Genomic DNA, 21448 nt, shown 5'->3' with positions numbered 1-21448 from the left:
CAGTGAGAAGCCCTTTGCTTTCACGACACCGCTTGGAGCACGGACTCCCGATCTATGGGCTGTCCCGTAACCCAGTGCAGGGCTGTCGAGCGTGCCGTCGACGAGGCGGGTGTCCGGTACCGTCCCGCCTTGCAGCAGAGGTCAACCCAACCGGGCAAACCGGACACTCTCAGGCGGCCCCAGTAGTTACGGGACAGCCTTAGCGGGGAGCTGACTGCGTCGAGGCTCGACCCGTCGTAAACCCATCACCAAAAGTGCCCGTCATGTGACTTAGGCCATAGCGGTAGTACATTCTTAAATCTCCCCCGTACATGTTGCCTTGACGAACCGACGGCAACCGAAACGCGATGGTCGTCGCGCCGAAAAGAAACCTTTCACACGCCACGGATCCAGCGCAAGTGATCTCTTGACGCTTTGGCCGAATCTTATTTGTTTAACAATCGACTACCGCACCACGAGCCGCCTCTACCCCGCTCCGGCGGGGTGCGACGCCGGGGGCACACTACTGGCCGTTCAGCACTGTGGCCGATTTGCATCACTCTGGCCTGAGGATCGATTCCTCAAGGCCGTCTGCCCAACGCCCGCCCACTCAGGCCACCCGTCTCAACAACTCTGGTGGCGGCGCAGACCGCGGCGAGGAGGCGTGGGAGGCCAAGCTCGCCGTGCTCCGTTCCTACCGGCGGGCCACGGGCACCTGGCGCCCCCGGCAGGACGCGATGTGGGGCGAGGACGACGAGATGGTGCCCATCGGCCAGTACATGGCCAACCTCCGGCACAAGGGCGCAAAGAACGGGCCGCCAGCGGCGCTCCCGTCGTCAAACTCGCCCAGCTTGAGGAAGACATCCGGCGCCTGCGGGCGCAGCACCAGCAGGCCCAGCAGGTGTCCGACGCACGTCTGGGGCTGCTGGAGGAGAGGGCCGACCGGCTCGCCTCGCAGCTGGACGCAGCCCTCGAACGCGCGCGCACCGCCGAGGGCGCAGCCGAACTCCTCACCGCCCGCGGCCAGGAACAGGACGAGATTCTGCGCCATGCCCAGGAGTACATCCACCAGGTCGAGGCGGAACTCAGCGAACAGCGTGAACAGGTGCGTCTGCTCCAGCAGGAAGCCGCGGTGCTGCGCGCACAGAACCGCCGGCTCATCAAGGAGCAGAGCGCAGGCGTTTCCGGGGTGTCAACGCAGGCCGGAAGCCCGGGCACGGCGCATCAGCAGGCCGACTGCATCTCGGACGGCGGTCACAGCACAGCAGACGTTCCCGGCCGGGACGAGGATCCTGGCACGGTACCGGCAGACGGCCGGAGCGCGGCGCCGCAGCCCTCACCCACCGGCCGCGACTGGATGTGGCTGTCCACTGCGGGCGGTGTCGCGGCCGGTCTGACACTCGTCTTCCTCGCGTTGTTCAACCACACCCCCGGCCCGATCGCGACATCGGAGCCGACCACCGCCGGCTGGTGGTTCCTCGGCACCGGGCTGACCACCCTCCTCGGCACCATCACGGCTCTCCTCATCAACACCTACAAGAACAGCGAACCAGCCCCCACCCACACACCACCCGACACCACCACCGACCACGACATCGCCTACTACCAGCCACTGGCCTGAAAGAGCGCTACGTTATTGATCTGGGTGACCAGCTCGGGCGGACACGCGCGAGTTGGCTAATCGAACCCCTGCCCGTGCCGCAACCCCGCAACGCCCACCATCACGGCCGGCGCCCTCGCCGCGCGGCGTCACGGCAACCGGCTGGGCCACCGGTGGGTGCGGTGGCCTGTGAGGGTGGTTGCCGGCGCCGTTTCTGCGTACTTCTTCGCCACTCAGCCGGTGCGGGGACGGTAGACGCGCACCGCGCGGTGCACGACGGCGTAGCTGCCGTTGTCCAGGATCATGGTGCGGGCGGCACCGGGGCGGTAACGCAGGTCGGTGATGGCGGCCAGCCGGCCGGGACCTGGTCCCCCACCCGCAGCTCCATGGGCGGCACGTCCACCCGGACGCGCCCCGCCGGGACCCGGACGGTCGGCTGCGCGTCGAGCTCCTCACACGCGACGGTGCGGGCGATCCACTGGAACCCGGACGCGTCCACCAGGCGCACCACCAACGGAGAAGGGTAGACACCGACGACGACGCCGTGGGCCTGGCGGTCACGGTCGAGCACCCTCTGCCCGACGGCGTACCGGCGGCCCCTCACCGGTGGTCGGCCCGCACACAGCGCTTCATCAGGACCTGTATGTCCGTGCCCACCGTGCCCCGCAGGGGGCCGGTGGCACTGTCGCGTCGGTGCGCGTAGTCCTGGCAGCGGGCGCAGGCCGGGGAAGGCGTGATCAAAGGCGGGGCGAAGAGCTTGAGGGCTTCCCGGCGGGCGCTGCTGTGGTCGGTCGTTTCTGCCATAAGGACACCTCTTCACCAAGGGGCCGGTCCCCATACCTTCGACCCGAAGAAAATCTACGGGCAGGGGCATTGAGGGGCGCAAGACGGGGCGCATGGACATCGGGGAGTTGATCCGCAACCTGCGTACCGCGCACGGTTGGTCGCAGGCCCGTCTGGCCGACGAGATCAACACCGCGCACGGGACGCTGACGCGGGAGTACATCGCGCGGTGGGAGCGCGAGCGCGGGAAGGTCGCTCCGGGGGGCTCCTATCTCGCGGCACTGTCGCGGGTGCTGGATGCGTGCTGGAGGACCCCATGATGCGCCGTACGTTCCTGACCGACGTGGCCGGCACCGCCATAGCCCCCGTCGTCACCTCCGACCTGCTGGCCCGCGGGTTCGCCGCCCGCCTGAACGGCGGACCCGACGTCGAGGAGTGGGAGGCCAAGCTGGCCGCGTACGGCACGGACTACATGTCGATGGGCGCGGCCGACATCCAACGCAGCGTGGCCGGGGAACTGGTCGTCATCCAACAACAACTGGAGCAGCCGCGGCTGTGGTCGGCGGCGGCACGGTTGATGACCCTGCACGCCAAGACGTTCCCCGGCAGCGACGGGAGCGCGGCCGTGCGATGGTACCGGATGGCCGCCACCGCCACCGACCAATCCACCGACCCCGGCGTGCGGGTGCGGGTGTGGGTGCGGGGGCGGGCGGCGATCGCCCTCGGCTACGAGGGGGCCTCGCTCGGCGTCGCGGACGTCCTCGCGGACCAGGCCCTCTCCCTGTCCGACCGGCCACTCGGGCTGCTCAACGCCGTCTACGGCAAAGCGCACGCCGCCGCGCTGCGCGGCGACCGGGCCACCGCCATGGACCTGGACGCCCGAGGCCGGCGGATCTTCGACACCGCCGGATCACATGAGCAGGCCTCCGACTACGCCGTGCCCTGGTGGCGCCTGAACGTCTTCCGATCCCTGCTCCTGGCCCGCCTCGGCGACGAACGCGCCGCGACCGAGGCGCAGGACCAGGCCCTCGCCGAACTGCCCGCCTCCCTGCCGCGTTTCGCGACGCACCTGGAGCTGCACCGGGGGCTGATGCTCGCCCGTTCCGGCGACCGGGCTGGCGGCATCGCCCACGCCACCACTGCGATGAACGCCCTGCCCCCGGAAAAGCACAGCCTGACCCTGCGCATGCTCCTCGCGGAGATCCAGGCCTGAACCACGGGGGACGGTCACCGAGGCCGTCCCCCACACCCGCACGCCGGCGGCGGGTCAACGGCCCGCCGTTACGGCGCTCCTCCCGGCCAGGAGAGTGCAGCGGATTCCGCCGCCGGGATGCCACTCCATCACCGGCGAGGCCTCCGTCCCGTGCTCGCGGCACCAGTTGACGGGGACGACTCCCCCGCAGTCGTGCCGCTTGCACGCGCACGCCTCCCCCGGGCCGACGTAGGCCACCGCGTGGCGGACCACGCCGACCGAGCCCGCCGAGGCGGCGCCCCGCAGGCCGGCCGGCCAGGCCAGGGTGAGGCGCAGGCCACCGGACCCGGACCGGAACCGGTCGATCACCCGCACCTCGCCCATGACCGCCAACGGGTTGGTGCCGGGCGCGGTCAGCCGGCGAAGCGACGCCCCGAACTCGCCGGCCACCAGCTCGGCCACCGTGTCGGCGTCCGTGTCGGTGGACCAACCGGACAACACGTCCTCCCACGCCGGGTCGTCGGCCAGGACCAGGTGCGGGTCATCGAGCCGGAACCGGCGGGTGGCGCCCCCGGTTCCGGCCAACACCAGCGGGGCGACCGTGGGCCCCGTGGGGATTCCGATCTTGTCGTGAGCCAGCAGCCAGGCAACCACCTGGGGGCGGTCGAACTGCGGGCGCACGTCCGTGCCCGCCACCGGCTCCGGGAAGTCGCCGTGCCGGCGGCGCCAGTTCACCACCGCGGCCCGGGTTACCCCCGCCATCCGCGCCACCCCCGCCAACAACACCCGCTCCCACACCGGACTCGCGTCAAGGGCGGCGAGCGGGGATCGGGTTCGGCATTCGACCGCGGCGCCCAGGCGCTCGCCCAATACGCCGCCCGCGAAGGACGCATCGTCGTCCCCCGCACCCCACCGAGCAACTCCCCGACGGAACCACGGTACGACTGGGGCTATGGCTGTCCAACACCCGCACCCGCCACACCGGGCTGACCGCCGAACAACGCGAACGCGCGCATGGGAGGGAAACCGAGCCGCGTTGCGGCTCGGGGCCTCGCAAGCGAGGCCAAGGCCGGCCCTTCGGGCCGGAGTCCTCCGCTGCGCTGCGGACTGTTCGGGCTTCGCTTCGCTGCACCCGGACAAGGGCCTGCTTCGCGGGCCAGGGCTGCGTGCTGCGCACGGGAGGTGACCCCGTTTCACGGGGTCCGGCCTTCGGCCCATTGGCCGGGTCCGCTCCGCTCCCCCGACCAAGGTCCTTCCTGCTGCGCCTCCAGGACCAGCCCGCTCTGCGGGCGCCAGCGACAGGGGCAGGGTTATGTTGGAAGCGAGTTCGCTTCGCTCCATCGCCCCGGCGAAGAAAAGAAACCAAAGCACGCCCCCTCTACACTCTGGCACGGTGAGGTGGATGAACATGGACTGGGACTCACCAAAGACCATTGACACCTGGGTACTCGACAAAATATTCGACCGCTCCGATGGTTGGAACGTCCCAGCCGACGAGGTCCCCGTCCAACGGATGACGACAGCTACTGACGGAAACCCAAACTATCGGGTGACAATCGACGAAATCGAAATCATCACCTGGGAAGTCCATCGATGGCTGGACGTCGAGCGCAATGTGTCTGCCGGGCGCCTGGTCGCGAGAGTCCAGTTCAACAATATTACGATCAGCAACACCCACGCCTTCTTGACCGACACTTACAGCTGGAACGGCCTGCCAGCATTTGGGATCAGCCCCGAAGGCCAACCCAGCCTACATACCGGATTCCCCATCGCCCCCGGATTTCCCATCGACCTTGCCCGAAGGCAGTTGAAGGTGTGCATGGGTCTGCTGGCCATTCAAAGCAGGGACCTTCTCACCGCCTGGAACCGAGGAACTTCGACACCCCAGCAGCCCATCGACTGGACTGGGGTCGAAGGCATCGCATCCACAGCAGGAACATTCCTGCGCGCACTACTTGGCCTCTGACACAACGTCTCAAACAGCACGGCACTCAGGCGCCCGTGCAGCAAAGAGAGTGGGAGTCCTAAACCCCCGTCAGAAACCCGCCTCCTTTCACCCACTCACGGGCCCGGACCTGCGACCCGGTGGGTGTCAGCCTGGCCCCCGCCCGGCTTCGCCGGCCACAGCCAGCAGACGCTACGCACCCTTGGGGGCAGGTCCGCTTCGCTCCCCCGCCCATATCTTCCGGCGCCACCCTCCAAGCCCTGGCCCCGCGAACGCGGGGCCAGGGCTTGGAGCAGTTTGGCCTTGCGCTCCCAAGTCCTGCAGGAGCGCGAGGCGCCGGCCACGCTGTGCTTCCTCGGACTCTCTGTGTACGGGGGAGGGGTCGTGGATTTCCAGGACGTCGATCTCGAATCCGGCGAGGATTCCCCGCTCGATGGCCTCTGACAGCCCGAGCTCGGCGATCCACGCGCCGTAGGTGCCGTCGGGGTCGTTGGCCATGGACGCGATCTCTAGCTCCTGGTCGCCGGTGCCCTGCTGCGGTCGGCCCGCGGCGAGGATGCGCGGGGTCGCGGTGAGGTAGAGCCGGAAGTCCGCCGGGATGCGGGCGTTGCATGGAACCTGCGTACGATCATGACCTTCCACCAGAAGGTCGAGGAGGCAGCCGCGTTCGCGGAGAAGTTGCCCGAGACGGCCTCCGAGCTGTACACCACCGATGCCTCCGACGCCGACCTGGCCGCCGCGGAGAAGCTCCCCGCGTCGTCGATCGAGGCCGAGTTCTACGAGCTGGAGGCCGGCCGCCACGTCCCACCAGACCGGGTCTGGTCGGCATGGCTGTGCGGCGACCACCACGTCACGGAGCGGCGCGAGATCCTGCGCCAGTTCGCCAACGGCATCAACGCGAACAACCGGCGCGTACACCGCGCGTTCCTCGCCTCCGTCCGCGTACTCGGCGAAGGCGTCGACATCACCGGCGAACGCGGCGTGGAGGCGATCTGCTTCGCCGACACCCGCGGCTCCCAAGTCGAGATCGTCCAGAACATCGGCCGGGCCCTCCGGCTCAACCGCGACGGCTCCACCAAGGTGGCCCGCATCATCGTGCCCGTCTTCCTGGAGCCGAACGAGGACCCCAAAGACATGGTCGCCTCCGCCTCGTATGCCGGACTGGTCGCCGTCCTCCAGGGCCCGCGCAGTCACGATGAGCGCCTCGTCGAGCAGCTCGCCTCCCGGGCTCTGACGAGCGGCAAGCGCAAGGTTCATGTCCGGCGGGACGAGGAGGGGCGGATCGTCGGCGCCGGCGGCGCTGGTGACGGTGAGGGCCAGGAGGACGACACCGACGCCGCCTCGGAATCGGCCCTGCTCCACTTCTCCTCGCCCCGGGACGCGGCCACGATCGCCGCGTTCCTGCGCACCCGCGTCTACCGGCCCGAATCCCTGGTGTGGCTGGAGGGCTACCAAGCCCTCATCCGCTGGCGGGCCGAGAACGACATCACCGGCCTGCACGCCGTCCCCTACGACACCGAGGTCGAAGTCGGCGTCACCAAGGACTTCCCCCTCGGCAGGTGGGTACACCAGCAACGCAAAGCCCTGCGCACCGGAGAACTCGAAGACCGGCGCAAGACCCTGCTCGACGCCCCAGAGGCAGGGATGGTCTGGGAACCCGGCGAAGAGGCATGGGAGGCCAAACTCGCCGTACTCCGGTCCTACCGCAAGGCCACCGGCCACCTCGCACCCCGGCAAGACGCCATGTGGGGAGAAGACGACCAGATGGTGCCCATCGGACAACACATGGCCAACCTCCGCCGCAAAGGCACCAAGAACGGCCTCGGCAAGAACAAGGACACCGCCACCACCCGGGCCGCCCAGCTCGCCGCGATCGACAAAGACGCCACTCGACCGGCAACGCCACCACCGCGTGCTCGCCGACCTGGTCGACGCCGACGGCCACCTGCCCGACATCGCCCCCGGCGTCCTCATGGACGGCGACGACATCGGCAAATGGCTCCAGCAACAGAAACAGCCGGCCACCTGGACGCGGCTCCTGCCAGAACAGCAGAAACGGCTCACCGCGATCGGCGTCGAACCCGCCCAGGCACCGCCTCCGGCCCAGGCGGCCAGCCGTGCGGCGAAGGGCCCGAGCAAGGCACAGCAGGCATTCCAGCGCGGCCTGGCGGCCCTCACGCAGTGGGTGGAACGGGAAGGCGCCCACCGGCCCCTACCCCGCGCCCACGGCGAGGAGCTCGCAGTCGAGGGCCAAGCGGAGCCGGTGGTGGTGAAGCTCGGCGTATGGGTCTCCAACACCAAAACCCGACGCAACAAACTCACCCATGAGCAGCACGCCGCCCTCACAAAACTCGGCATCGACTGGGCGTGACCCAGGCCGGCGCTGAGCCGAAGTGCACGAGACCCCGGGGTGTCATGGCTGATTCCCCGGGGTCTCGTGCGTGGGAACGCTGCAACACCGTGGTGCAACAACGATCCTCGGTAGGCACCCGGCGCTTTCACCGAGGGTCAGGCGTGCAACGCGGCTCGCGTGTTGCAGCAGTACCCGAGGACCCACCTCAAGCTCGCCGAACAGGCGCAAACCCAAACCGGCGGCCAGTAGCTCGGTTTCCCAGTCGGCGGATGCGGCGGTGATTGTCCCCACGGCGCTGCCGCAATCAGCACTTCTTCATGTCTATTCCTTCGTTCAGTGAGCCAACCGTAGCCGACCTCCGCCGGCCGGGGAGCATCCTCTCCCCGGCCGGGCGTCCGCGTGTCAGGTGTTCTGCCTGCCGTTCACCAGTCGGCATCCAACGCGTTTATCACTACTGTTGCCTTAGGGGCATGACATAGGGATCCAGACTCCTTCTCACGTCCGAATCCGGTACGTCCCGATTACCCCCTACGCCATTCCATCCTTCAAGTTCCCTGATCGCATGAACAGGAACCCCCAATCCATGGAAGAAACAGCTGGCAAAAGCGAAAAAAGTTGTTTCGCTTCCCAATTCCGCCTTCACCCACAACGCGATGTCCACCGCGTCATCGCCGCGCATCGCACGCTCGCGAACGCCCAGGGCAATCAATTTCGGGTCCTTCATCTCCAGAACACCACCTCAGCCTTGGTGTAATTGCCGATAGTACCTTCAGTCTTCACGATGTCAACTTTGCCATTGAATCCGTATTTGGCGGCCATCTTGCCGGTGAACGTCTGTCGCGCCGCTTCCTCACGGGTCAACTTGAGACTCTGTATGCCAGCATTGAAGCTGTCCAGGTTGTCTTTCATGTCCCCACCGCCCAGCCAAGTGCCCCGAATCCCCTTTGCGTTTCCGCCAATCTTTTCCATGACTTCGGCAATCATCTCACTGCCAGCCGGAGTGACGCCCTCCTTGGCGAGAACGATGAGGTTCAGAATCCCATCGCTGTCGATCGAGGCCATGATCCCGTGAGTCTGGCTGCCGTAATCGTTGGCCCATTCAGTGCAGGGGGAGTTGCCGGCCTGGCTGGCCTTCGCTTTGGCCCTGAGCTCACCTGACTTGACGGACAGGCCGCTCTTCACTCCGGCAGGCGGGGTACGCTTCAGGCAGAGTTCACGCAGCTTTTGGAAAGCCTTGCCGGTGATACCCGCAATGGCTGTTTCCGATACACCGAGAGTACGCAGGGCCTTGTAGGCGTCCGCGAATCCGATGCCGGTCATCACGGCGGCATCGGCTGCCCTTACGGCGTCCGCAATGGGCCTGAGAATCTTGCCGGCGAACAGGCTTGCGACGTCCACGGCAGCCCAGGCACAGCCGCCCCAGCTTCCGCGCTCAAATCCGGAAGTGAACTTCTCGCTGCACTTGATCCAGCTCCCGAAGAGGATGTCCACCGGGTCGATGCCCGCCTGGTACTCGCCGATCGTGATGGTGTGCGTGACCTCCTGGGACAGCTCGTCGGTCGGGAACTGACCCAGGTAGGTCGTCTCGCTCGAAGGGCACGTGGACTTCGACGGGTCCAAAACCGGGGCCGTGCACAGGTACAGGTCGAGGAACGCCTTGTACCGGATCTTCACGGTCATCGTGCAGTCGCCCTTGTAGAAGATCGCGTCGATCCAGCCTTCGCAGCCGGCCGTCTTCTTCAGGGTCTCGGGCTTGCCGATCTGCTCGGTGTGGTCGATGACGTAGAACGCGTTGCCGATGGACCCACCGGATCCGTCGGGCACGGTTCCGGTCTCGATCTGCTTGGCGTTGACAGCCTTCTCGGCCCGGTCGGCTGCTTCCTGCGCCTCCTTGGCGTACTTGTCGGCGTCCTGCGCCGCCTTCTCGGCTTCGGTCGCGACGATGGCGGCGCGGTCGGCCGCGGCGCGGGCACTCTTGGCGTCTTGTTCCGCCTGGGTTGCCGCTGTGCGGGCGGCTGCCGCATCGAGCGCGGCCTGGTCGGCGGAGTCGCGAGCGGTCTTGGCGTAGCCCTCCGACCGTCCGGCCGCCTGGTCCGCGGCCACGGCGTCCGCAGCGGCCTGGCCGGCGTACTCGACGCTGCGAGCCAGGGACGCGGCGGCCAGGGATGCCGATTTCGCGGCGTCGGCGGAGTAGCCGAGAGCTTCCTTGGCGTAGGTGCGGGCGTCCGAGGCGTAGCCGGCGGCGGTGGCTGCGTGCTGGTAGGCGGCCTTGGTATCGTCCTGCGCCTGGTCGGCGAGGGCCTTGGCCGCAGCGGCCTCGTCCTGGGCGTTCTTGGCGTGGGCGTCGGCGATGGCCTTCTGCTGTTCGGCGATGGTCTTCGACGCCTGCCCGGTCAGTACGACCAGGCTCGCGGCGGAGTCGGTGGTGACGTAGGGCGATCCGAGCTGGATGGCGTCGTTGGCGGGCTTGGCGACCTGCGCGGCGGCCTTGCCGGCGTCCACCGCGGCCTGGGCGGTCACGTACGCGTAGCCGGCGGCCTTGGCCGCGGCTGCGCGGGCCTTGCCGACCTCGACGCTCGCCTTGTCCGCCTGCGACTTCGCGGTTTTGGCTTGTCCGTCCGCCTCGTTGGCCAGTGCGACGGCCGCCCTCGCCTCGGATGCGGCGTGCTGGGAGGCGGCGATCGCGTCGGCGGCGGCACTGGTCGCGGTGGCGACCGCCGCGTCTGCCTTCAGTTTGGCGGCCTGAGCGGCGTCGGCGTCGGAGCGGGACCGCTTGGCGGCCGCTTCGGCACGGGTGGCTGCCGCGTCTGCGTCGGCAGCCGCCTGTGTCGCCGCGTTGGCCTCACCCCTTGCCTTACCGGCTGCCGTCTCCGCGTCGGTCGCGGCCTTGTCCGCCTCGTTGGCGGCCGTGCGTGCGGCGGTGGCCTCCGAGCCCGATTCGAGGGAAGCGGCGTAGGCGGCTTTGGCATCAGCCTTGGCGCGCGCGGCGTCGGCCTTCTGCTCCGCTTCCCAGGCGTCGTCCCGTTTCGCCTTGGCGTTGTCTCGGGCCTTGACGGCGCCGTTTCTGCGCTCGACCGCGGTGGCTTCGGCGGCTTCGGCCTTGCCCTTGGCGTCCCTGGCCTTCGTCGCCTCGGCTTCCGCGTTCCTCTTGTGCTCTGCCGCCTCCGCCTGCTTGGCGGCGGCGGTCTCTTTCTCCTGCTTCGCTGTGGCCTCTTCCGCCTCGGCGGCGAGCCGCTTGGCGTGGGCGTTGGCGGCTGCCGCCTTGGCGTCGGCCTCCGCCTTCAGTGCGTCGCCCAGCTTGGACTTGGCGGTCTCGGCGTCCTTCTTGGCGTTGTCCCGGTGCGTTTTGGCCGCATCCGCGGCCGCCTTGGCCTGCAGTTCGGCGGTGTGCGCTGCCTCCCGGCGGAACTCCGCCTTTGCCTGCGCGGCCTGCGCCAGGGCACGCTGGGCGATGGTCTCGCTGTCCGCGCCGGAGGCACGAGTGGCCGCCTCGGCGGTCTCGCCGGCCTTCACCATCGCGTCCAGTGCGGCTACCGCGCCCTTGGTGACCTGTGCCTTTTGCTGGCCTACCAGCAGACCACGGCCGCGCGGCGCACCAGCTGTGTCGGCGATGGCGTAGGCGGCCTGCTCGGCGGTGTCACTGGTGGCGGCGGCCTTCTTGGCTGCCGCGGCCTGCGCTTTGAGGACGTCGAGTTGCTTCTTCGCGCCGGTCTGGGCGTCGGCGACGGCCTTCTTCGCCTTGTCGAATTCGGCTTGCGCCGGAGCGGTGCCGGTGCCGGACGGCTTGATGTCGAACTCTTGCAGACCGGACCCGTTTTTGCAGTCCCACAGCCTGGAGTCGTTGCCGTCGTCGTAGGTGTGCAGGTCCAGACACTTGCCCGTGCCGACGTTCTTCAGGCTGGTGGTGGCGCGCAGGTTGTACTCCCAGGTCTGCGCCGGGGAGCTGTTGCACGTCCAGACCTGGATCTTGGTGCCGTTCGTCGGGTCGTTGTTCGACACGTCCAGACACTTGTAGTTCCGGTTGCGCAAGTGCAGGCCGTGGTCGTCGCCGTAGACCCACCACTGCTGCGCATCCGTGCCGTTGCACCAGTAGACCTGTACGGGCGTGCCGTCGACGGCTCCGCTGTTCTCGACGTCGAGGCACTTGCCGTTGGCTGCGTGGACCTCGATCACGGCCGTGTTGTCGCCGACCGTTCCCGCGCCGCCGGGGGACCAGTAGTCCTGGAAGCGGGCGGCGTGATCGGCCACCCAGGAGTGCCCTAGCATCTCGCCCAGGGCCTTCGCACCGGTGGTCAGGGACTGGGTGGCGTCCTTGTTGGCGGCCAGGATCTGGTTACGCTGGGTCTGCTGAGAGGTGATCTCCTGCTGCCACTCGCCTGCGGCGGTGTCGGTGATCCCGCCGAGGGCCTTGTTCGGGTCCATCGGGTCGCGCCAGGCGCAGGTGGCGAACCGGGACTTCAAGTCCTCGACCGCGATGCGGTACTCCGCCGTCCCCGCCTTCGGCGCCGTACGGGGGAAGCCGCCGGAGGCCAGGAACATGCGGGCGTTGTCAGCGCCCGTGGGCTCCGCCGACCACTCCGTCAGAGACTTGAACGCATCGCGTTCCGCGAGCGCGCGCTGCCACTGATCCGCAGGAGTGGTCTTCGGGTCGGGGTCCTTGCCGTAGAGCGGCGAACCCAGGCTTTTCACTGCCGTGACGGTCGGCCCGGCCGCCTTGGGGGTGGGGTCCTGGTAGAAGTCGCTCTCCGAGGTCCAGAACCGGTCGGCGGTCCACTGGATCAGGCCGGTCTGAGCGTGGAACGACTGCTTTCCGTCACCCGGAGAACCCGGAGGCCGGTGGAAGTCAGCGTCATTGATACCCGCCGGGGTGGTGAGGCCCGCCAGTGGCTTCTGCCACGAATCGCGCAAGGAGTTCAGGGCCGTCAGGGCGCCGTTCGCCGTGTCCCGGTCCTTCTGGTACGCCGCGGCGAGCGGAGTCTGCTCCCAGTGATTGCGGTCCGCCAGCACGTGGAGCTTGTCCTGCGGCTGATTGAGACCGTCCTGGGCGACCTGCGCCATGGCCGGACCGCCCAGCCGCAGCACGTCGGCCATCAGGCACTGGTCCTGCCGCCACTGCTCGGCGGCGGTGTCGTCGAGCCAGTCGTACGAGCTGCCGGCGGCGCCGGCGCGGAGTTTGGTGTTCCCAAGCACCGCAGGCTGCACGGCGAGACCACCGAGGACGGCCAGCGCCACGACTGACGTCAGGACCGGTTTGAGGAGGGCGGATCTACGCGATCCGGGCGGGAGAAAGGCGGGTTTTGCGCGCAAAAGAGCATTCCTTCATGGCAAATGAAGGCAGGCGGGGAGCACATAGGAAGCGTTCGAATCAGCCCGCTGTCGCAAGACAGCAGCAGGTTGCACCCGCCGAGGCAGCAGTCTTGAAGAACCGATGCCGCGACATGATCAATTAGTCCCCCCGTAGCGACACTGTTCCCCCCGGCCGCCACTGACGCGTGCGACGGCGCACCGGGTCAGGGCTGCCATCCACACGGTGATCACCTTACCGACGGTTAACCTGGACATGCCAAGGCAAATTTGAGGCAATGTCGCGCCTCTACGCGCCGGAAACGCCTGGCGTGCGGTGCCCGGGAGCCCATTGCGGACCGGCCGGTAGCGCCGATCGGCAGCGTCCGGCTTCGCCAGCGCTGAAGCCGGTGATGGCCGTTCTCGGGCGGGCCGGACGCGATCCTGGGGACCGCTTACGCGGCTGCTGCCGGCTGCTCGACGTCCCGACGATCGCCGAGCTGACCGCCTCTGGTCTGCTGGAGTCCCTGCCTGCCGAGGAGTCCCGCCTGCGGTTCACGGATGCGGGCCGGACGCTGAGCGGGGAGATCCGCGCCGCCGGCGCCGAGATCGCCGCCCGCCACGCGACATCCCCGCCGAGGACCTGGCGGCTGCCGCCCGCGTACTGACCCACGTCACCGCCCGGGCCAACGCCGAACTGGCCGACGCCGAGCAGTAGTCGCCACCAATTGCCATCCCCCTACTGGCGGACGCTCTAAACGCGCATGCCACGCCTTCGTCATCACGGCCAATGCAGTGCTGCACTCCAAAGCTGAAGCCACCCTGAACGACATCGTCCCCGGCGTCACGGTCCGGGGCGAGGACATCGGCCGCTGGCTGGCCACCCAACGCCGCGACTGGAAGCAGCTCGGCGACGAGCAGCAGACCCGCCTCGCCCAGCTGGGCGTGACGCCGGCTGCGGAGCCGGCCGCCCCGGCGCGGCCGCGCCGGGCGTCGGGTTCGGCGTTCGGCGTTCGGCGTTCGAGCGGGGCGTCGACGCCCTCGCCCAGTACGCGGCCCGCGATGGACGTGTTGTCGTCCCCCGCACGCACACCGAGGAGCTGCCGGACGGAACCCCGGTGCGGCTTGGGGTATGGCTGTCCAACACCCGCACCCGCCGTGATGAACTGACCGCCGAACAGTGCGAGCGCCTGGCCGCGCTCGGCGTCGACTGGGCCCGGTAGGGGCCGGCGGTGTCGGATGGCATCGGCGGCTGTCACAGCACACTCATGACAAGGTCAGGAACCCCCGCCGGCTACCTAGCCGCACTCCCCCTCCGCGGCGCGATCATCCGGCCACCCCGCAGCCTCCGCCCCTCAGCGGCCTAATCGCCCCTGCACCGGGCCGTACTCCCCATCGACGAGGGCCTGCCAGTCGCGACGGCGTGGCAAGTCCTTCACCATCCGCACGAACGCGTCGTGCAGCCGCCCGTTGGTAACCAGCACCGACATGTCGCCCTGCAGCACGGATGCCCCGCTCAGGTCGGTCACCCGGCCGCCTGCATCCGTGACAATGACCGGCATCGGAGCCACGTCCTCATATCCCATCGGCGGACCGGCGATGACGCCCGCGTCGGCCCACCCCGTCACCAGGGCCGCGATCATGCCAGAGGAAGGGATCAGGAAGACCCGGCGGTGGAGCGCGGACAGAAGTTCCTCCGGCCAGCCCGCCGGGTTGTGCACTGGGGGGGCGCACCCCGCGTTCTGGGCTGGGTTTCTGAGAGTTGTGACGACAGGGGGAGCGCGTGGACATCACTGAGCGCGAGCTGGCCGATCCTTGGGAAGGCGTTCTGACCGCCCCAGCTCGTGGCAGTGACGTCGGCGTTCTGGTCTTGGCAGGATCCAGCGGGCGCATCGAACGTGAGCGAGCGCGCATCCTCGCTCAGCAAGGCTTCACAGCCTTGGCGATCCGCTGGTTCGGCGGGCCCGGGCAGTCCCCGGGAATTTGCGAAGTTCCCCTGGAGATTTTCACCGCCGCCGTCGACTTCCTTCAACTGGACGGAGCGCAACGCATCGGAATCCTCGGCACCTCCAAGGGTGCTGAAGCCGCTTTGCTCACGGCGGTGCGCGACCCGCGCGTGGACGTGGCCATCGCCCTGTCGCCCACTTCACGGGTCTGGTGCAACGTCGGCCCTGGCCACGACGGGGCGCACTATCCGTATCGCTCGTCCTGGACCTGGCAGGAGCGGCCCCTGCCTTTTGTCCCGATGGACGATTCTTGGATTCCCTCGGAGTCGGGCAGCGGCCCCGTCGCCATCCGCGGATGGTACGAACTGAGCGAGCGGACCTTCGCTCACTCGCTTCCGACCGCGGAGATCCCCGTGGAAGAGGCCAGAGCCGATCTGGTCTTGGTCGCGGGCGGCGACGACGCGATGTGGCCGTCGCTCCATTTCGCCGAACAGTTAGCTCAGCGTCGACGCTCGGCCGGGGCGACCGTGCGTCTGATCGCCCGTGCCGACGCCGGCCACCGACCACGCCTTCCTGGCGAGAGCCCGGCATCGGCGTCCCCGCACTTCAAGTACGGGGGCACACCTGAAGCTGACGTGCTCCTGGGCAAGGCAGCCTGGCCCCACATCCTCGACGTGCTCGGCGGTGAAGATCACGGCCCGGACGGTGGTCGTCTCTCGGCGGCGCCAGTGCAGCGCGGTGATGACGTGGAGCCCGAGGGCGGGGCCTGATCCGCGACAACCTCCCGGACCGGATCAGCGAAGCCGAGCACGAAGCATGGCTCGGCGAGATCGAAGGGCCCCGCATCAGCCTCGCCGGAGCCGAATCCAAGATCGGCCAACTCGACGCGGCAGCGCCCGGCGGCCCGGTTCTGCTGGGGCTGCCGACGCCCCGCCCCACCCCTCAGGGGTAATCAGACTCCAGGGGACGATGATCAGCCATCGTCTGCTGCGAGACGAGGGCCCCGACGGCATTGCTGCGGGCTATCAAACCTGTCTCATCGACCGCCCCTATCCGAGGCGGTGTGCAAGGTGGAGCAGGTCGGGCAGGTACAACACTCGTCCGTCGAATCCTGGGAGGGGGACATGGAGCGGCTGGGTCCAGCGGGCGGGGATCGCGTCGAGCCCGTAATACGCCCCCGCGAGGCCTCCGGTCACCGCGGCGACGGTGTCCGTGTCACCGCCCAGGTCGATCGCTGCGCGTATCGCGTATTCGAAGCTGGTGGTGGTGCGCAGGGCCCAGACGGCGGAGCCCAGACAGGGCCAGACGGCGCCGTTGAACTCGGTCGCCTGATCGGGGTGCCAGTCGGGCGCGAGGACGGTGTCGTAGCGGCCGCGGTGGTCGGGGTGGACAAGAGCCAGGATGTCCGGGAGCGCGGCGAGGGGGTCGGTGTCCTCGAACGTGACACGGATGAGTTCGTGGAAGATCGCGGTGCCTTCCCAGGCCGCGCGGTCCCCGTGGGTGAGGGCGGCGATCCGGCGGGCCGCGTCCATGGTGGCTTCTTGGCCGGCGGCCGCGAAGTGGACTGCGGAGGTCGATGCCCGCATCAAGGAGCCGTTTCCCGCTGCTCGTTGGTTGACCTGGAAGTGGATCGTGGCGGCGAGGTCCCAGGGCATGCCGTTGGTCAGGACGTCTTCGGTCTGCAAGCCGATGTCCTTCGGCTCTGATGCCGCCCACAGCTGGAAGCGGGCGAAGATGTCCGGCAGATCCAGCCCGCCCCGCTCCAACAGCGACTCCGCGACCAGGACGGCCATCTGCGTGTCGTCAGTGGCCTCGCCGGGATCCCAACCACCGCCTCCACACATCTCGCCACCGGCACCAGGCGCGGGAAACCGCGCGGAGAATGCGCCCCGGGGACCGAACTCGAAGGGGCCGCCCAAAGCGTCTCCCACCGCTGAGCCGACGACCGCCCCAACGGCCCGCTGAATCCGCTTCATCCGCGCAGGCTATCTGCGTTGCGCCGACGGCCGCACAGGCCTATTCCTTCTCCGGCTCCCCGAACCAAATCGTTGCCCGCACAAGCGACGTGAAGGAGCCCTGAGCCACGAGGTTCAGACAAGCTTGCGTTCGTTGCTCCCTCCTTCGGCCGGACCCGGCCCAGCGCGGCCGATTGGAGGAGATCCGCTCAAAGTCAGCCTGGCCGGCGCCGAGGATAAGCTCGCCCAGATCGACAGGCGGTCCCAGAAGGCCACCATCAGCCTGGGCATGCCTACACCAGGAGCGGGGACCTTGAGTAGCGACGCACATCGAGAAGAACCAGGCCGCGACCTGAGCACGTGGACGCTCGACCAGTTGCAGATGTTCATCCATGACGCCTGCGGCCAGCAACTTGAGACGGCACGCGTTGCCGCGCAGGGACAGGCCTACGACTCCAGCCATCCCCTGGAAGCCCGTCGCCAGTGGGCGAAGCTGGCGCTGCTCGCGAACCGGCGGATGCTCGACCACGCCGAGGGGCACCCTGCGCGGGTGGCTCAGCAGGAGTTCATGTTCCGGATGTGGGTGATCGACTGTCTGGGCCCCGACGACACGGACATCGACTGGCTTCCCGAGGCGCTGGCGTCCGACACGCTCGATGCACTGACCTTCACGCCCCCACAGGCTGCTGGACTCGCCGAGGGCTGGCGCGACCTTCCCAACGAGCAGATCTGCGAGCTGCGGCGACACAAGAACTGACGGCTCATGTGGAAAGCCTGGTCGGTTACCTGGCACCCGGCCCGGTACGCGAGCGACTCGTCACCTGGACCGCAACCCGACCACTCCTGCCTTGACCAGCCGTCCAGCAATCAGATCGCCTCAACTGAGTTCCCAAGGCGAGGTTCAGCAAAGGCGGTCGAAGATCAGAACGGAACCGACAGACCGGAGTCGCGCAGGCGGGCCAGAGCAACGGACATGCACTGCTGAACAGTCCTCCCGTCGGCCCGCATCCCATGCGTCAACGGGCCACCGATGGCGGCGAACGTCCAAGCTGGCGCGTTGTCAGCCAGTCTCTCGGCGTCCATCCTGATCATGGCGTTCACACCCTGCTCGCCCAGCCACTCCAAGATCAGAAGCGTCACGTCCTCGACGCCGCGTTCCTCATCGATCTTCGGCCAACGGCCTAGGTTCCCAGTCATCACCCCAACTCTATCGAGGTCCCGGAGGTGGTCCAGGGGCCCCAACCGGCAAATTCAGAGAAGCGTGTGTCAAAGGCCCATAACTCCGGCCGGATCCCAGCCAGATGCCCCGACTTGAGGAGATCCACAACAATCTCCTCGACCAACTCAAAGAAGCAAAGGACCAGGGATGGCTCGGCGAGGTCGCCACCATCAGACGAGCGTCGCCGCAGCTGAAGACAAGCTCGCCTCGATGCGTGAGATGACCGCTAAGCACACCACCACCAACCTCCGCATGCCCGACTTCCGCACCGGCACCGAAGGTCAGACCTCGAGCACCTGACTCCTGCAGGTCATCAGCACATCGAAGCAGCTTACGGAACAGGATGGACGACATGACCCACGAGCACACCCCCTTGACCAGATGGGATCCCGCGTCCCTTGCCGAAGTCGCTGACCGGTTCTGCGACCTGAAGACCCCCTGGTGGGTGGCGGGTGGCTTCGCCATTGAACTCGCAGTGGGCCACCGCATCCGAGATCACGGCGACATTGACGTCCTGCTACTGCGGCGCGACCAGCTCGCCGTCCAACAGGCTCTGCCGGACTGGAAGTGGTGGGCCGTCGATCCACCGGGGAGCCTGCGCCCGTGGGTATCCGGCGAGGCTCTTCCTGAGAGCGTTCATGACATCTGGTGCCAGCCAGCGCCAGGCGAACCCTGGCGTATCCAGATCATGCTCGACGAAGCCTATGACCAGGAGTGGGTGTCACGCCGTGATCCGCGAGTACGTCGTCCAATCGACACGCTCGGCCTGATCTCCGCCGACGGCATCCCCTACCTCGCACCGGAGGTGCAACTCTTCTATAAGGCCAAGGAGCCGCGACCCAAGGACGAAGCAGACCTCGACGCAGTCCTCCCCACCCTCACTGACAACCAGCGACACTGGCTCGTCCACGCATCACCCAGGCTTACAGCCCGCATCCGTGGGCCGACCGGCTGCTGCGGTAATCCCAACGACACGATTGGCGACACGCCCGGGATCCCTAATGATCCCAATTCGCTGGCCTCTACTCAGAGTGACCTGATCGGGCGCGCAGGCCGGCTCTCGGCCACACACCGCAAGTTCGGTTAAGCCTGCGTCCGCTGCTCCCTCCTCCGTCCGGACCCCGCCCAGCGCGACCGCTTGGTCGAGATCAGGAACAACCTCCTCGATCGGATCGCCGAGGCCGAGCGCGAGGGCTGGCTCGGCGAGATCGAAGGGCTCCGCGTCAGCCTCGGGGACGCCGAGGCGAAGATCAGTCAGCTCGACTCCGCCGAGCCCGCGGCCCCGGTCAGCTTGGGGCTTCCCCGCCCCCGGCGCATCTAGGGTCCGTCTTCAAATCGATCTTGCCCAGAGCAGGATTGATGCGAGGGTGACCGCCGCTTGGTAGGAGGTGGCGGTCTTCTCGTAGCGGGTGGCGATGCCGCGGAACCCCTTGAGTTGGTTGAAGCAGCGTTCGACGGTGTTGCGGCGTCGGTAGGTCTCGCTGTTGAAGCCTGTTGGCCGGCCGCCTCGTTTGCCTCGGTTTCGGCGGTGCTTCATCTGGTCGTTTTTCTCCGGGATCGTGTGTCCGATGCCGCGTTGCCGCAGGTAGGCGCGGAATCCGCGTGAGCTGTAGGTCTTGTCGGCGATCAGGTGACCGGGTCGGCAGTGGGGGCGGCCGGGGCCGGGGTACTCGGATGCGTTCGAGCAGCGGCCTCGCGCAGACGCCCTCGTGCCGTTGCCCCGGGGTCAGCAGGATGGCCAGGGGTCGGCCGCGGCCGTCGCAGGCGAGATGGATTTTGGTGGTCAGGCCTCCTCGGGATCGGCCGAGGGCGTGATCGTCCGGTTCGTCCGTCCGGTGATTCCCCCTTTTTCGGCCGGTGGCGGCGGCGTGCTGGTGGGCGCGGACGATGGTGGAGTCGATCTGGACCAGCCAATCGATGTCACCGGCGGCATCCGCCCGGGCCTGGACTTGTTGGAGGGCCCGGGTGAACACTCCGTCGATGGCATAGCGGCGGAAGCGGGTGTAGGCCGACTTCCACGGGCCGTAACGTTCCGGCAGGTCACGCCAGGAACCCCCCGTCCAGATCTTGTAGACCATCCCGTTGATCACCCGACGGTCCTCCACCCGAGGCCGGCCCCTGACAGCACTCGGTATCAGCGGAGCCAGCAACTCCCACTCGACATCGGTCAGTTCATGGCGACGGATCACCAAAACGTGATCCACCATCGAACGATTTTTTGAAGACGGAGCCTGGAACTCCAGCCGTATGTCGTGATCTTCGTAAGCGTCTCGCTCCGCTGGCCTCTGCTGGCCCGGGCTGACGTCTCTGAGGGCCGTCGGCCTGGCAGGGGCTAGGCTGCCCCGATGACCGTGGCCTTCTCCGACGCCTTCCTGCACGCCGCCGAGTACCACGCGGCCTGGGGCGTACAACAGCTGGAAATGATCGACCAGGCCTTCCCGGCCGGGCCGTGGACGGCAGATCTGGACCAGTGCCGCTATGAGTCCGGCGGCCGAAGCCTTCGGGTGGGACTCCTGGGCAGCTACGACCTGGCCGAGCAGACCTGGCTGTGGGGCTGGGCTAACCCGGGGCTGCGCGGCAGTGAAGTGGCCGCCGCCGCCGCGCGCATCCCCGAGTTCGGCCGCCGTCACGGCATCGTGGAGTTGCAGCAGGAGGGCGTGGTGCTAGCCCGTTTCGCCGATCCGCGCCGCGCCGCTGAGGCGTTGGCCTTCCTCGGCATGGCGGCGCTCGGCGCACCCGGCTACATCGGCCGGGAGGCCGGTCCGGAGACCCGGGTCTACTTCGTGCCGCAAGACCCGCAACTCCACTCCGCGCGACTGGACCCAGTCGCGATGCCGCGCCATCTGCTCACTGGCGCACAGCTTTTCGCACGCTCGCCGCGGCTGGTGGTCAACGGCTGGTTCGCCCTGCACGGCGTCCCGGTGCAGGAGGCCGCCGACCAGATCACCGCACCTCTGCCCCGCGGGGGCGCCGCGGTGGTCTCCTTCGACTCCGCCGGCCGCATCTCGGACATCAACGTCGGACCGGCTTCTGCCTAGGGTCCGTCTTCAAAAAATCGTTCGATGGTGGATCATGTTTTCGTGATCCGTCGCCATGAACTGACCGATGCCGAGTGGGAGTTGCTGGCTCCGCTGATACCGAGTGCTGTCAGGGGCCGGCCTCGGGTGGAGGACCGCCGGGTGATCAACGGGAT

General features: G+C 68.0%; 18 protein-coding genes and 5 pseudogenes. 13 read left to right on the top strand and 10 right to left on the bottom strand.

What is annotated here, in order from left to right; translation table 11 throughout:
• The first annotated feature begins 880 nt into the window (after positions 1–880).
• Entirely contained in the window at positions 881–1600 is a 720-nt protein-coding gene (locus E6R62_RS39970) for a hypothetical protein (RefSeq protein ID WP_168714258.1), read from the top strand.
• Positions 1601–1880: 280 nt separating this feature from the next.
• On the opposite strand, the gene E6R62_RS33550 is transcribed toward E6R62_RS39970, so the two are convergent.
• Both E6R62_RS33550 and E6R62_RS33545 read right to left on the bottom strand, forming a co-directional pair.
• Positions 1881–2150 (bottom strand): hypothetical protein, encoded by a 270-nt coding sequence (locus E6R62_RS33550; protein ID WP_136217267.1) that lies wholly within the window; start codon positions 2148–2150, stop codon positions 1881–1883.
• Positions 2151–2179: 29 nt separating this feature from the next.
• Positions 2180–2383, bottom strand: a complete 204-nt coding sequence (locus tag E6R62_RS33545; RefSeq protein ID WP_136217266.1) for a hypothetical protein — start codon at positions 2381–2383, stop codon at positions 2180–2182.
• Between the two features lie 92 nt (positions 2384–2475).
• On the opposite strand from E6R62_RS33545, the gene E6R62_RS41420 reads away from it, so the two are divergent.
• The gene (locus E6R62_RS41420) at positions 2476–2682 is read left to right on the top strand and encodes a helix-turn-helix transcriptional regulator (RefSeq protein ID WP_240802046.1); all 207 of its coding nucleotides are present in this window, start codon (positions 2476–2478) and stop codon (positions 2680–2682) included.
• A complete protein-coding gene (locus tag E6R62_RS33540) occupies positions 2679–3575 on the top strand; it encodes an XRE family transcriptional regulator (RefSeq protein WP_240802045.1) in 897 nt (298 codons plus the stop codon). The genes E6R62_RS41420 and E6R62_RS33540 overlap by 4 nt, the downstream gene beginning before the upstream one ends.
• A 54-nt stretch (positions 3576–3629) precedes the next feature.
• On the opposite strand, the gene E6R62_RS33535 is transcribed toward E6R62_RS33540, so the two are convergent.
• Positions 3630–4316, bottom strand: coding sequence for a hypothetical protein (locus tag E6R62_RS33535; RefSeq protein WP_136217264.1), 687 nt, complete (start codon positions 4314–4316; stop codon positions 3630–3632).
• 640 nt (positions 4317–4956) lie between these two features.
• On the opposite strand from E6R62_RS33535, the gene E6R62_RS33530 reads away from it, so the two are divergent.
• Positions 4957–5520 carry a hypothetical protein gene (locus tag E6R62_RS33530; RefSeq protein WP_136217263.1) on the top strand — a complete coding sequence of 188 codons (564 nt, stop codon included), beginning with the start codon at positions 4957–4959 and terminating at the stop codon, positions 5518–5520.
• A 297-nt stretch (positions 5521–5817) separates the two neighbouring features.
• Here E6R62_RS33530 and E6R62_RS33525 read toward each other — a convergent pair.
• A pseudogene (locus tag E6R62_RS33525) lies at positions 5818–6102 on the bottom strand (helicase); the annotation flags it as partial.
• Between the two features lie 6 nt (positions 6103–6108).
• On the opposite strand from E6R62_RS33525, the pseudogene E6R62_RS33520 reads away from it, so the two are divergent.
• Positions 6109–7870 (top strand): annotated as a pseudogene (locus E6R62_RS33520) (Helicase associated domain protein); the annotation flags it as partial.
• Positions 7871–8303: 433 nt separating this feature from the next.
• Here the strand turns inward: E6R62_RS33520 and E6R62_RS33515 are convergent.
• Both E6R62_RS33515 and E6R62_RS33510 read right to left on the bottom strand, forming a co-directional pair.
• The gene (locus E6R62_RS33515) at positions 8304–8576 is read right to left on the bottom strand and encodes a hypothetical protein (protein ID WP_136217262.1); all 273 of its coding nucleotides are present in this window, start codon (positions 8574–8576) and stop codon (positions 8304–8306) included.
• Positions 8573–13084 (bottom strand): ricin-type beta-trefoil lectin domain protein, encoded by a 4512-nt coding sequence (locus E6R62_RS33510; protein WP_306432499.1) that lies wholly within the window; start codon positions 13082–13084, stop codon positions 8573–8575. Before E6R62_RS33510 ends, E6R62_RS33515 begins: the two co-directional genes overlap by 4 nt.
• Before the next feature lie 464 nt (positions 13085–13548).
• Here E6R62_RS33510 and E6R62_RS33505 point away from each other — a divergent pair, with 464 nt between their 5' ends.
• Both E6R62_RS33505 and E6R62_RS33495 read left to right on the top strand, forming a co-directional pair.
• Positions 13549–13803 (top strand): hypothetical protein, encoded by a 255-nt coding sequence (locus E6R62_RS33505; protein ID WP_136217260.1) that lies wholly within the window; start codon positions 13549–13551, stop codon positions 13801–13803.
• 204 nt (positions 13804–14007) lie between these two features.
• Positions 14008–14358, top strand: a complete 351-nt coding sequence (locus E6R62_RS33495; protein WP_306432501.1) for a helicase associated domain-containing protein — start codon at positions 14008–14010, stop codon at positions 14356–14358.
• Positions 14359–14490: 132 nt separating this feature from the next.
• On the opposite strand, the gene E6R62_RS33490 is transcribed toward E6R62_RS33495, so the two are convergent.
• Positions 14491–14856 (bottom strand): inositol monophosphatase family protein, encoded by a 366-nt coding sequence (locus tag E6R62_RS33490; protein ID WP_240802044.1) that lies wholly within the window; start codon positions 14854–14856, stop codon positions 14491–14493.
• Between the two features lie 62 nt (positions 14857–14918).
• Between E6R62_RS33490 and E6R62_RS33485 the strand changes: the two genes are divergently transcribed.
• Positions 14919–15851, top strand: a complete 933-nt coding sequence (locus E6R62_RS33485) for an acyl-CoA thioester hydrolase/BAAT C-terminal domain-containing protein (protein WP_136217259.1) — start codon at positions 14919–14921, stop codon at positions 15849–15851.
• A gap of 279 nt (positions 15852–16130) precedes the next feature.
• Here E6R62_RS33485 and E6R62_RS33475 read toward each other — a convergent pair whose 3' ends face one another.
• A complete protein-coding gene (locus tag E6R62_RS33475; protein WP_136217258.1) occupies positions 16131–17057 on the bottom strand; it encodes an ADP-ribosylglycohydrolase family protein in 927 nt (308 codons plus the stop codon).
• 292 nt (positions 17058–17349) lie between these two features.
• On the opposite strand from E6R62_RS33475, the gene E6R62_RS39965 reads away from it, so the two are divergent.
• Entirely contained in the window at positions 17350–17793 is a 444-nt protein-coding gene (locus tag E6R62_RS39965) for a hypothetical protein (protein WP_168714257.1), read from the top strand.
• A 164-nt stretch (positions 17794–17957) separates the two neighbouring features.
• Here the strand turns inward: E6R62_RS39965 and E6R62_RS33470 are convergent, their stop codons facing one another.
• Positions 17958–18233 carry a hypothetical protein gene (locus tag E6R62_RS33470; protein WP_136217257.1) on the bottom strand — a complete coding sequence of 92 codons (276 nt, stop codon included), beginning with the start codon at positions 18231–18233 and terminating at the stop codon, positions 17958–17960.
• A gap of 374 nt (positions 18234–18607) precedes the next feature.
• Between E6R62_RS33470 and E6R62_RS33460 the strand changes: the two are divergent.
• Positions 18608–19218: pseudogene (locus E6R62_RS33460) on the top strand (amino acid transporter).
• Between the two features lie 175 nt (positions 19219–19393).
• Positions 19394–19576, top strand: a complete 183-nt coding sequence (locus E6R62_RS33455) for a hypothetical protein (protein WP_136217256.1) — start codon at positions 19394–19396, stop codon at positions 19574–19576.
• Positions 19577–19585: 9 nt separating this feature from the next.
• Here the strand turns inward: E6R62_RS33455 and E6R62_RS33450 are convergent.
• Positions 19586–20441 (bottom strand): annotated as a pseudogene (locus tag E6R62_RS33450) (IS5 family transposase).
• 159 nt (positions 20442–20600) lie between these two features.
• Here E6R62_RS33450 and E6R62_RS33445 point away from each other — a divergent pair.
• Both E6R62_RS33445 and E6R62_RS41415 read left to right on the top strand, forming a co-directional pair.
• Positions 20601–21293, top strand: coding sequence for a DUF6882 domain-containing protein (locus E6R62_RS33445; RefSeq protein WP_136217255.1), 693 nt, complete (start codon positions 20601–20603; stop codon positions 21291–21293).
• A gap of 24 nt (positions 21294–21317) precedes the next feature.
• A pseudogene (locus E6R62_RS41415) lies at positions 21318–21448 on the top strand (IS5/IS1182 family transposase); the annotation flags it as partial.

This window comes from Streptomyces sp. A1136, from assembly GCF_004795055.1.
Classification (GTDB): domain Bacteria; phylum Actinomycetota; class Actinomycetes; order Streptomycetales; family Streptomycetaceae; genus Streptomyces.
Note: the sequence above shows the minus strand (reverse complement) of the source record. Positions and strands in the feature narration are given on the sequence as shown.

Coding starts and splice junctions, on each gene's coding strand:
- E6R62_RS33545 (WP_136217266.1), bottom strand. CDS start 2,383: ATGGCAGAAACGACCGACCACAGCAGCGCCCGCCGGGAAGCCCTCAAG.
- E6R62_RS41420 (WP_240802046.1), top strand. CDS start 2,476: ATGGACATCGGGGAGTTGATCCGCAACCTGCGTACCGCGCACGGTTGG.
- E6R62_RS33540 (WP_240802045.1), top strand. CDS start 2,679: ATGATGCGCCGTACGTTCCTGACCGACGTGGCCGGCACCGCCATAGCC.
- E6R62_RS33535 (WP_136217264.1), bottom strand. CDS start 4,316: ATGGCGGGGGTAACCCGGGCCGCGGTGGTGAACTGGCGCCGCCGGCAC.
- E6R62_RS33530 (WP_136217263.1), top strand. CDS start 4,957: ATGAACATGGACTGGGACTCACCAAAGACCATTGACACCTGGGTACTC.
- E6R62_RS33515 (WP_136217262.1), bottom strand. CDS start 8,576: ATGAAGGACCCGAAATTGATTGCCCTGGGCGTTCGCGAGCGTGCGATG.
- E6R62_RS33505 (WP_136217260.1), top strand. CDS start 13,549: ATGGCCGTTCTCGGGCGGGCCGGACGCGATCCTGGGGACCGCTTACGC.
- E6R62_RS33475 (WP_136217258.1), bottom strand. CDS start 17,057: ATGAAGCGGATTCAGCGGGCCGTTGGGGCGGTCGTCGGCTCAGCGGTG.
- E6R62_RS33470 (WP_136217257.1), bottom strand. CDS start 18,233: ATGACTGGGAACCTAGGCCGTTGGCCGAAGATCGATGAGGAACGCGGC.
- E6R62_RS33445 (WP_136217255.1), top strand. CDS start 20,601: ATGACCGTGGCCTTCTCCGACGCCTTCCTGCACGCCGCCGAGTACCAC.